Source organism: Marinomonas sp. 63XJN7_9_ISO-PGPR-S23-217, assembly GCF_056173515.1.
The window spans coordinates 1,345,332-1,352,500 of the sequence record NZ_CM149678.1; the positions used below are offsets into that span (position 1 = coordinate 1,345,332).

Here is a 7,169-nt window from a genome sequence, read left to right on the forward strand (position 1 = left end):
GGGGAGGTAGGGGGTGAAACAGTATCTTACGTTATTTTTGGGGTTTTTGGGTTTTCTATTGAGTAATTTTGCATTGGCCCAAGATAGTAACTGGAGTCTCTATAAAGAGCACTTTCTATCGCCTCAAGGGCGAATTGTGGATACTGGAAATAATGACATTAGCCATTCTGAGGGGCAGGGGTATGGGTTGATCTTAGCCCTTCATTATAATGATAGGCAGACTTTCTCGCTAATTTGGGAATGGACTAAGAGGCATCTTGGACGTTACGATTTGCCGTTATTTTCTTGGAAGTATGACCCTAATACGATTCCCCACGTTATAGATAAAAATGATGCCTCTGATGGGGATTTACTGATTGCTTGGGCGTTGTTTGAGGCAGGAAAGCAATGGAGAGACACCAACTATAGGAATGCCTCCAAACTGATTAGAGCCGCCATACTAAAGCACTTAGTGGTAGATTTTGGAGGCTATGACCTGATTTTGCCAGGGTTAAAAGGGTTTGCACATAAAGATTATATGGAGATTAATTTAGCTTACTGGATAATGCCGGCTTTACGAGACTTTGCTAGTGAGGATGGGGAAGAATGGCAAAAGTTGATTGATAGTGGTCAGGCACTGCTACAAAAAAGCCAATTTGGTGCAGATAAATTGCCAACAGACTGGATTCGAGTAACTAAAACTGGGAAAGTCATACCATCGCCAAATCAGGCTCCTCGTTTTGGTTTTGATGCCGTGCGAATTCCCCTATACTTTTATTTGGCTGGGATGTCGAAGTCGTCATCCTTACAACCTATAAAGCGGTTTTGGCAGACCCAAAAGGGAAGTGAGCCAGCATGGATAAATGTTTTGTCAGGGGCTAAGTCGTCGTATTCAGCATCTCAAGGTGTGAAGGCAATTATCGCTTTGGTAAATGACCAGCCTATACCTGCCCATTTAGATAAAACGGCACTCTACTATAGCGCATCGTTATTTTTACTTTCTCGCATAGCTAGCGAGTCTCGTTAGTTAAGTCTCTCTTGCATTCGAAAGTAGGTATTTGACTGTCCTCAAATACCTACTTAGGCTGCTGCTCTAGGTTAAAGGGTGAATCGGGCCCTAATAGCTCGTTTGTTAAAATGCTAGGGGAGATGTTTAACTCAAAATGAAACAGTTTTGATTTGATGCCGCAACCATCAAAGACAATCGCCCAGCCCTTTTTCGAACCATCAGTAGCGTCTTCTTTTGGCATTCGCCAGCATACCCCTTTAATGTTGACATATCGTGTGCCGTCGGCGTCTTCTGTTATGGGATAGTTTGTGTTGTCGCTTTTATCTACACCTTTTAAATATTCTTGTTGAGCGGCTTTTGATTCCGCTATTTTTTGTCGTAGTTCTTTTGAAAAGATTTTACTGGTCGCTTGTATATCGGCATCGGGTGATAATGATATTTTGGAGATGTCCAACAGCTCAGGTTTGTCGATGAGGTTTTCTGTTTGTTGGCTTGTTAATAAGTGGGTATCTAAGCCATGGCGATTACCTGCGGGTACGGAAATGCCATTACGCTTTACTGTACCAAACTGGCTATCCTGCTTATTCTTCTTCTGGATGCTATCAGAGGGGGAAGTACTTTGGAAAAACTCCGCACCTTGTTTTGTTGTTGAGTCTGCTGCTTTTGCTGGATCTGTCCTTGGGGTGATATGACGTTCTGGATCCGTGGCGTTAGAAGATTGTTCAGATGTCTTTATGTCTAAAGCTGACGTTTGCTCTTGTTTATTGGTTGAGGTTTGTGCTTGCTCTTCTGGCTTGAGCAAAGACACCTCTAACGTTTTTTTTGACGTTAAAGCTGAAGGCTTCAATAAGTCCAACCAGTTTTGGTCTTTGCTTGCAAACAAAATAAGACCATGGATGGCGATGGCGCAGAATAAGGCTATCAGCCAAGATTTTTTGATGCTGCTGCTTCTGTGTATGGGCATATGGTTGTTTGAAAGCTGGAAATAAGCTTCTCTATCTAGTCCTTGTTGCTGTATCTCTATAGCTGGGTGTCAATATAGCAGATTCAAGTCCATAAGTTATTTGTCATCTTCGTAAAGAATATTGTTTTAAATGTATGCTTAGGGTTGGGAAACGAGATGGCTACCAGTATACTGTTGAAATCAAAAACTAAAGAGATAAAGACGATGTTTAAATGGTTTTCTGTGCTTATCTTAGCTGTGTTTCTCAGTGCTTGTGGTAATAAAGGCCCCCTTTATCTACCAACTAGTGGGACAGCGACCCAGCAAGAATCGTCTTCGACTAATTGAGGATTCCCCTTTGGACTTTTTTAATTATAACAATGGCCTATTGCAAGCAGAGAATGTTGCATTAACGCAAATTGCAGAACAATTTGGCACCCCTTGCTACGTGTATTCCCGTGCAACCTTTGAGCGGCACTATAACGCCTACGCTGAAGCTTTTGCTTCACATCCTACGTTGATCTGCTATGCAGTAAAAGCCTGTTCGAATATTGCTATTTTGAATGTGTTGGCTCGCCTCGGTTCTGGATTTGATATCGTCTCGATTGGTGAATTAGAGCGAGTCTTGAAGGCGGGAGGTGACCCCTCTAAAGTCATGTTTTCGGGTTTAGGTAAGCAAGCCCATGAGATGAAGCGGGCTTTAGAGGTTGGTATCCACTGTTTTAATGTGGAGTCCGAAGCAGAGCTTTACCGCCTTAATGATGTGGCTGGTGAAATGGGCAAAGTGGCTCCGGTTTCGTTGCGTGTAAACCCCGATGTGGACGCGAAAACCCACCCGTATATTTCTACTGGCCTAAAAGAAAACAAGTTTGGTATCGATATTCAAGATGCCGTACGCATTTATAAAATTGCCCATAAGCTACCCAATTTGAATGTAATGGGTGTGGATTGCCACATCGGTTCACAGTTAACAGAACTGACACCTTTCTTGGACACATTTGATCGTCTGATTGGACTGGTGGACGAGTTGGCGGAAGCGGGTATCACTATTAAACATTTGGATCTAGGTGGTGGCCTGGGTGTTCGTTATCGCGATGAAGTGCCGCCTGAGCCTGCGGAATACGCGAAGCTGATTCTTGAAAAAGTGAAAGATAGACCTGTCACGCTTGCTTTTGAACCAGGTCGCTCTATTGCGGCTAATGCTGGTATTTTATTGACTAAAGTCGAATTTCTTAAGTGTACACCTCATAAGAACTTTGCAGTGATTGATGGTGCAATGAATGATTTGATTCGCCCCTCTCTCTACGGTGCGTGGATGAATATTGTTCCCGTTTCTCTGGCACCGACTCCAGAGGGTGTACGTACTTATGACTTGGTTGGTCCTGTGTGTGAAACCGGAGACTTTCTAGGTAAAGATCGAGAGTTGGACATTCAAGCAGGTGATTTACTGGCTGTGCGTTCTGCTGGTGCCTATGGATTTACTATGTCATCGAATTACAACAGCCGCAGCCGTGCCGCAGAAGTGATGGTGGATGGGGACAACGCTCACTTGATTCGTGTTCGAGAAACAATAGAGCATCAATTGGCCGGCGAGCAAGTATTGCCCGACTAAGGAGTACGCTGTGTTGTTAAAATTTACCAAGATGCATGGGCTTGGAAATGACTTTGTTGTGGTGGATGCAGTTTCCAGAAAAGTATTTTTTAATAAGCAACAAATTCAGCGTTTAGGTGATCGTAACCGAGGGATTGGTTTTGATCAGCTATTGATCGTTGAGCCACCTACTCATCCTGATATGGATTTCCGTTATCGTATCTTTAATGCGGATGGATCTGAGGTTGAGCATTGTGGTAACGGTGCTCGTTGCTTTGCCAAGTTTGTTTTGGACCGCGAGCTGACGAACAAGCGCATTATCAATGTGGAAACCAAGCGAGGCCATATTCAGCTACGTGTAGAGGAGGCAGGCTTGGTGACGGTTGATATGGGAGCGCCAAGTTTTGACCCTAAAGATTTGCCTTTCACTGCTGAACAACAACTAGGTTTATATACGATTGAGGCGAGGGGCGAGTTCCATCAAATAACGCCAGTGTCCGTCGGTAATCCGCATGCCGTTTTAAGAGTGGATGCTTTATCTGATGAGTTGGTATCGACAGTTGGGCCGATATTAGAGTCTCATGAGCGCTTTGAAAATCGGGTTAATGTTGGCTTTATGCAAGTCATTAACTCTGAAGAGATTGCTTTACGAGTCTATGAACGTGGTGCTGGGGAGACTCAGGCCTGTGGAACGGGGGCTTGTGCAGCGGTTGTGGCTGGAATCAAACAAGGCTGGTTGGCTCCAAGAGTCACGGCGCATTTGCGCGGTGGTGATTTACACATCGAATGGCAAGGCGAGGGCTGTCCTATTTTAATGACAGGCCCTGCTGAGAAAGTGTTTGAAGGGCAAATTTATCTATAGAGGAAATATGAAAGAAGAGGATGTCGTTCAGTACCTATCAAAGTCGCCGGATTTTTTTGTTAAAAATCCTGATCTATTGGAGAGTTTAACGCTTCCTCATCCGGTGCGTGGTAATGTTATTTCATTACTTGAGTACCAAGTTTCACTGCTTAGAAAAACGACGGCGAGTTATCGCCAAGAGTTTGAACGCTTGGTTGAGGTGGCTCGGCAAAATGAAGCGATCATGCAAAAAACCCGTCGCCTTATTTTGGCTGGGGTAGCCTGTTCCTCATTGGATGACTTGGTCATTGTGATCGATGATATGGTGAGGGAGGAGTTCGATGCGTCTCACCATACTTTGTTATTATTCGATACTAACCGAGGATCGTCGATCCGATATTGTTCCGAAGAAGAGAGAAATAAACACCTTAATGGTTTGCCTAGTTTAAAAAGAAGCTCTTGTGCGTTGTTAGACAAAACAGCAATACAGTTTTTATTTCCTGAAACCCATCGTCTTATCCTCTCGACGGCATTGGTTCCTATTCTTGGCTCCCAAGAAAATGAAAAGGACTGCATTGGTATATTGGTTTTGGGATCTCAGTCCCCCTATACGTTTTCTAAGGAAAAAGAGACACTCTTTTTGCAATATCTTACTGAGATGTTAAGTGGGATTTTTCAGAGGTTAATCGAATGAAAAAGTTAGTGGCCTTTGATTTAGACAATACTTTATGGGATGTTGATCCTGTGATTGTGCGTGCTGAATACGCTATGGAGTCTTGGTTTAATGAGCGATTTCCTGGTTTTATGTCGCTTTTTACGGCCTCGAATCGTTTGGACATTCGTAATGCTCTCATCGCACAAACACCTTCTCTAGGGCTTAATGTCACATTATTACGCTATGAAACCTATAAGCAAGCACTTAAACAATTTGGATTGTCGAGCGAAGAGTCTGCCATCGTTGCGGAGTCGGCGATGATGGTTTTTTCTGAGTGGCGACAAAAAGTCGATCTATACCCACATGTAAAAAATGTTTTAGAAGTACTTCGCCAGGATTATCAATTAGTTGCTATTAGTAACGGAAATGCGGATGTATATCATCCTTATATTGGATTGGCATCGTATTTTGATTTTGCGATCCGAGCGGATCAAATAGGTGCGGCTAAGCCTGACCCAATACTTTTTGAAACAGCCTTGAAAAAAGCAGAAGTTGACTATACTCAGATGGTTCATATTGGCGATCATCCTGTTGATGATGTCTCTGGGGCAGCAGCGGCAGGAGTAAAAGCGATTTGGTTTAATCGCCATGGTGCTCGGCACTGGGATGAGTCCTGGGGCGTGCGAGCAGATGCAGAAGTTCATTCGTTGCTTGAGTTACCGGATGTGATTAGGTCTTTATTGCAATAGTGCTTTTCTATTGTCTTATTAGAAGTAACTCATGTTTACGCTAGGTGTTTAGTGTTATACTAAGCTCATTCATTAGTTAAAACTGATTTTAAGGAATTACCATGGGTGACAATACTATCCAAATTACAGACGCTCAGTTCGAAGAAGAAGTGCTGAAGTCTGACCTGCCTGTCGTTGTTGATTTTTGGGCTCCTTGGTGTGGACCTTGCAAAATGATCGCACCAGTCCTTGAAGACATTGCTGCGGAATACGAAGGCAAACTAAAAGTTGTTAAGTTGAACGTCGATGAGAATACAGAAACGGCACCTAAATACAATGTTCGTGGTATCCCAACTTTGCTAGTTGTTAAAGGCGGTGAAGTGGTTGGTACGAAAGTGGGTGCAGTCTCTAAAACACAACTTACAGACTTTATCAACGGTGCTATCTAATCTGAAGTGATAGATTGGATAACATTTTGAATATAAAAAAGCAGTCATCTATGGCTGCTTTTTTCGTTTGGCTTGTCCTGTTCTTTTAATCCTCTAGTAAAGCTAATTGCTCAGAAAAAGCTGGGGAATGAGAACTTGCTAATGTAGCGACCATCTTCTGAGCATAAGGTAGGTAGCGTTTCAAATCTGATTTTGGCATTGGGTCATCATTGGGAAGTTTTACTGTTACTGGATTTTTGTGGACACCATTGATGCGAAACTCGTAGTGAAGGTGAGGTCCCGTTGCCCAGCCTGTCTGTCCAACATAAGCAATGATATTACCTTGCTTAGTATATTTTCCGCGTTTTATGTTTCTTGCGAAGCCCTTCAAATGGGCATAAAGCGTTTGGTAGCCTTTTCCATGATCAATAATGACGACGTTTCCATAGCCTCGTTGTTTTCCTGCAAACGCAATACGCCCATCTCCCGCTGCTTTGACTGGCGTACCGCTCGCAGCAGCATAGTCCACGCCACGATGAGGACGACTGGTTTTAAAAATCGGATGGAGTCTATTCGGATTAAAAACAGATGATATTCGAGTAAAATCGACAGGGGTCCTTAAAAAGGCTTTTCGCATGGCCAAACCGTCAGGGGTATAGTAATGGGCTCCCTTTTTAGATTGATAGCGAATGGCCTGATAAACGCGTCCATTGTTGATAAACTGTGCGGCCAAAATGTTACCATGACCAATGCGCTGACCATCCAATAACTTGTCTTCATAGAGAATACTAAAGCGGTCTCCTTTGCGAAGATCCAATGCAAAGTCAATGTCCCAACCAAAAATGTTCGCCATATTAATAAGTAAGGACTCGTCGATATCTGCCAGCATACCATCAACAAATAAAGAGTCGTTAATAGTGGCTTCTTTATAAGTGTGAATAATATCTGGAGTTTTAGTTACTGTATGTCGATGAAAGGTGTCGTTGTCTCGTTCA

At 43.2% G+C, this 7,169-nt stretch carries 9 protein-coding genes (1 of these 9 only partly in view); 7 read left to right on the top strand and 2 right to left on the bottom strand.

Annotated elements, in window-relative coordinates; translation table 11 throughout:
• The first annotated feature begins 13 nt into the window (after window positions 1-13).
• Window positions 14-1,006, top strand: a complete 993-nt coding sequence (locus tag AC0VYI_RS06270) for a family 8 glycosyl hydrolase (RefSeq protein ID WP_475448035.1) — start codon at window positions 14-16, stop codon at window positions 1,004-1,006.
• A gap of 49 nt (window positions 1,007-1,055) precedes the next feature.
• On the opposite strand, the gene AC0VYI_RS06275 is transcribed toward AC0VYI_RS06270, so the two are convergent.
• Window positions 1,056-1,952 carry a hypothetical protein gene (locus tag AC0VYI_RS06275; protein WP_475448037.1) on the bottom strand — a complete coding sequence of 299 codons (897 nt, stop codon included), beginning with the start codon at window positions 1,950-1,952 and terminating at the stop codon, window positions 1,056-1,058.
• A gap of 204 nt (window positions 1,953-2,156) precedes the next feature.
• Here AC0VYI_RS06275 and lptM point away from each other — a divergent pair, with 204 nt between their 5' ends.
• The 6 genes from lptM (at window position 2,157) to trxA (ending at window position 6,195) form a co-directional block, all read left to right on the top strand.
• The gene (gene lptM / locus AC0VYI_RS06280; protein WP_199477003.1) at window positions 2,157-2,279 is read left to right on the top strand and encodes an LPS translocon maturation chaperone LptM; all 123 of its coding nucleotides are present in this window, start codon (window positions 2,157-2,159) and stop codon (window positions 2,277-2,279) included.
• 10 nt (window positions 2,280-2,289) lie between these two features.
• Window positions 2,290-3,543 carry a diaminopimelate decarboxylase gene (lysA, locus tag AC0VYI_RS06285; protein WP_199477004.1) on the top strand — a complete coding sequence of 418 codons (1,254 nt, stop codon included), beginning with the start codon at window positions 2,290-2,292 and terminating at the stop codon, window positions 3,541-3,543.
• A 10-nt stretch (window positions 3,544-3,553) separates the two neighbouring features.
• On the top strand, window positions 3,554-4,384 hold the full coding sequence (gene dapF, locus AC0VYI_RS06290; protein ID WP_475448040.1) for a diaminopimelate epimerase: 831 nt from the start codon (window positions 3,554-3,556) through the stop codon (window positions 4,382-4,384).
• Between the two features lie 7 nt (window positions 4,385-4,391).
• Window positions 4,392-5,057 carry a DUF484 family protein gene (locus AC0VYI_RS06295; protein WP_475448042.1) on the top strand — a complete coding sequence of 222 codons (666 nt, stop codon included), beginning with the start codon at window positions 4,392-4,394 and terminating at the stop codon, window positions 5,055-5,057.
• Window positions 5,054-5,767: an HAD family hydrolase gene (locus AC0VYI_RS06300; protein WP_475448044.1), complete on the top strand. Its 714-nt coding sequence runs from the start codon at window positions 5,054-5,056 to the stop codon at window positions 5,765-5,767. Before AC0VYI_RS06295 ends, AC0VYI_RS06300 begins: the two co-directional genes overlap by 4 nt.
• A gap of 101 nt (window positions 5,768-5,868) precedes the next feature.
• Entirely contained in the window at window positions 5,869-6,195 is a 327-nt protein-coding gene (gene trxA, locus AC0VYI_RS06305) for a thioredoxin TrxA (protein ID WP_199477008.1), read from the top strand.
• Window positions 6,196-6,280: 85 nt separating this feature from the next.
• Here trxA and AC0VYI_RS06310 read toward each other — a convergent pair whose 3' ends face one another.
• Window positions 6,281-7,169 carry the 3' portion of a peptidoglycan DD-metalloendopeptidase family protein gene (locus tag AC0VYI_RS06310; RefSeq protein ID WP_475448046.1) on the bottom strand. 473 nt of this gene lie beyond the right edge of the window, so only the last 889 of its 1,362 coding nucleotides appear in the window; the start codon falls outside the window, past its right edge — the gene reads right to left on this strand; its stop codon occupies window positions 6,281-6,283.

Bases quoted from the DNA above. Each gene is read 5' to 3' on its own strand.
- trxA (WP_199477008.1), top strand. From the start codon at position 5,869: ATGGGTGACAATACTATCCAAATTACAGACGCTCAGTTCGAAGAAGAA.
- AC0VYI_RS06295 (WP_475448042.1), top strand. From the start codon at position 4,392: ATGAAAGAAGAGGATGTCGTTCAGTACCTATCAAAGTCGCCGGATTTT.
- AC0VYI_RS06275 (WP_475448037.1), bottom strand. From the start codon at position 1,952: ATGCCCATACACAGAAGCAGCAGCATCAAAAAATCTTGGCTGATAGCC.
- lptM (WP_199477003.1), top strand. From the start codon at position 2,157: ATGTTTAAATGGTTTTCTGTGCTTATCTTAGCTGTGTTTCTCAGTGCT.
- AC0VYI_RS06300 (WP_475448044.1), top strand. From the start codon at position 5,054: ATGAAAAAGTTAGTGGCCTTTGATTTAGACAATACTTTATGGGATGTT.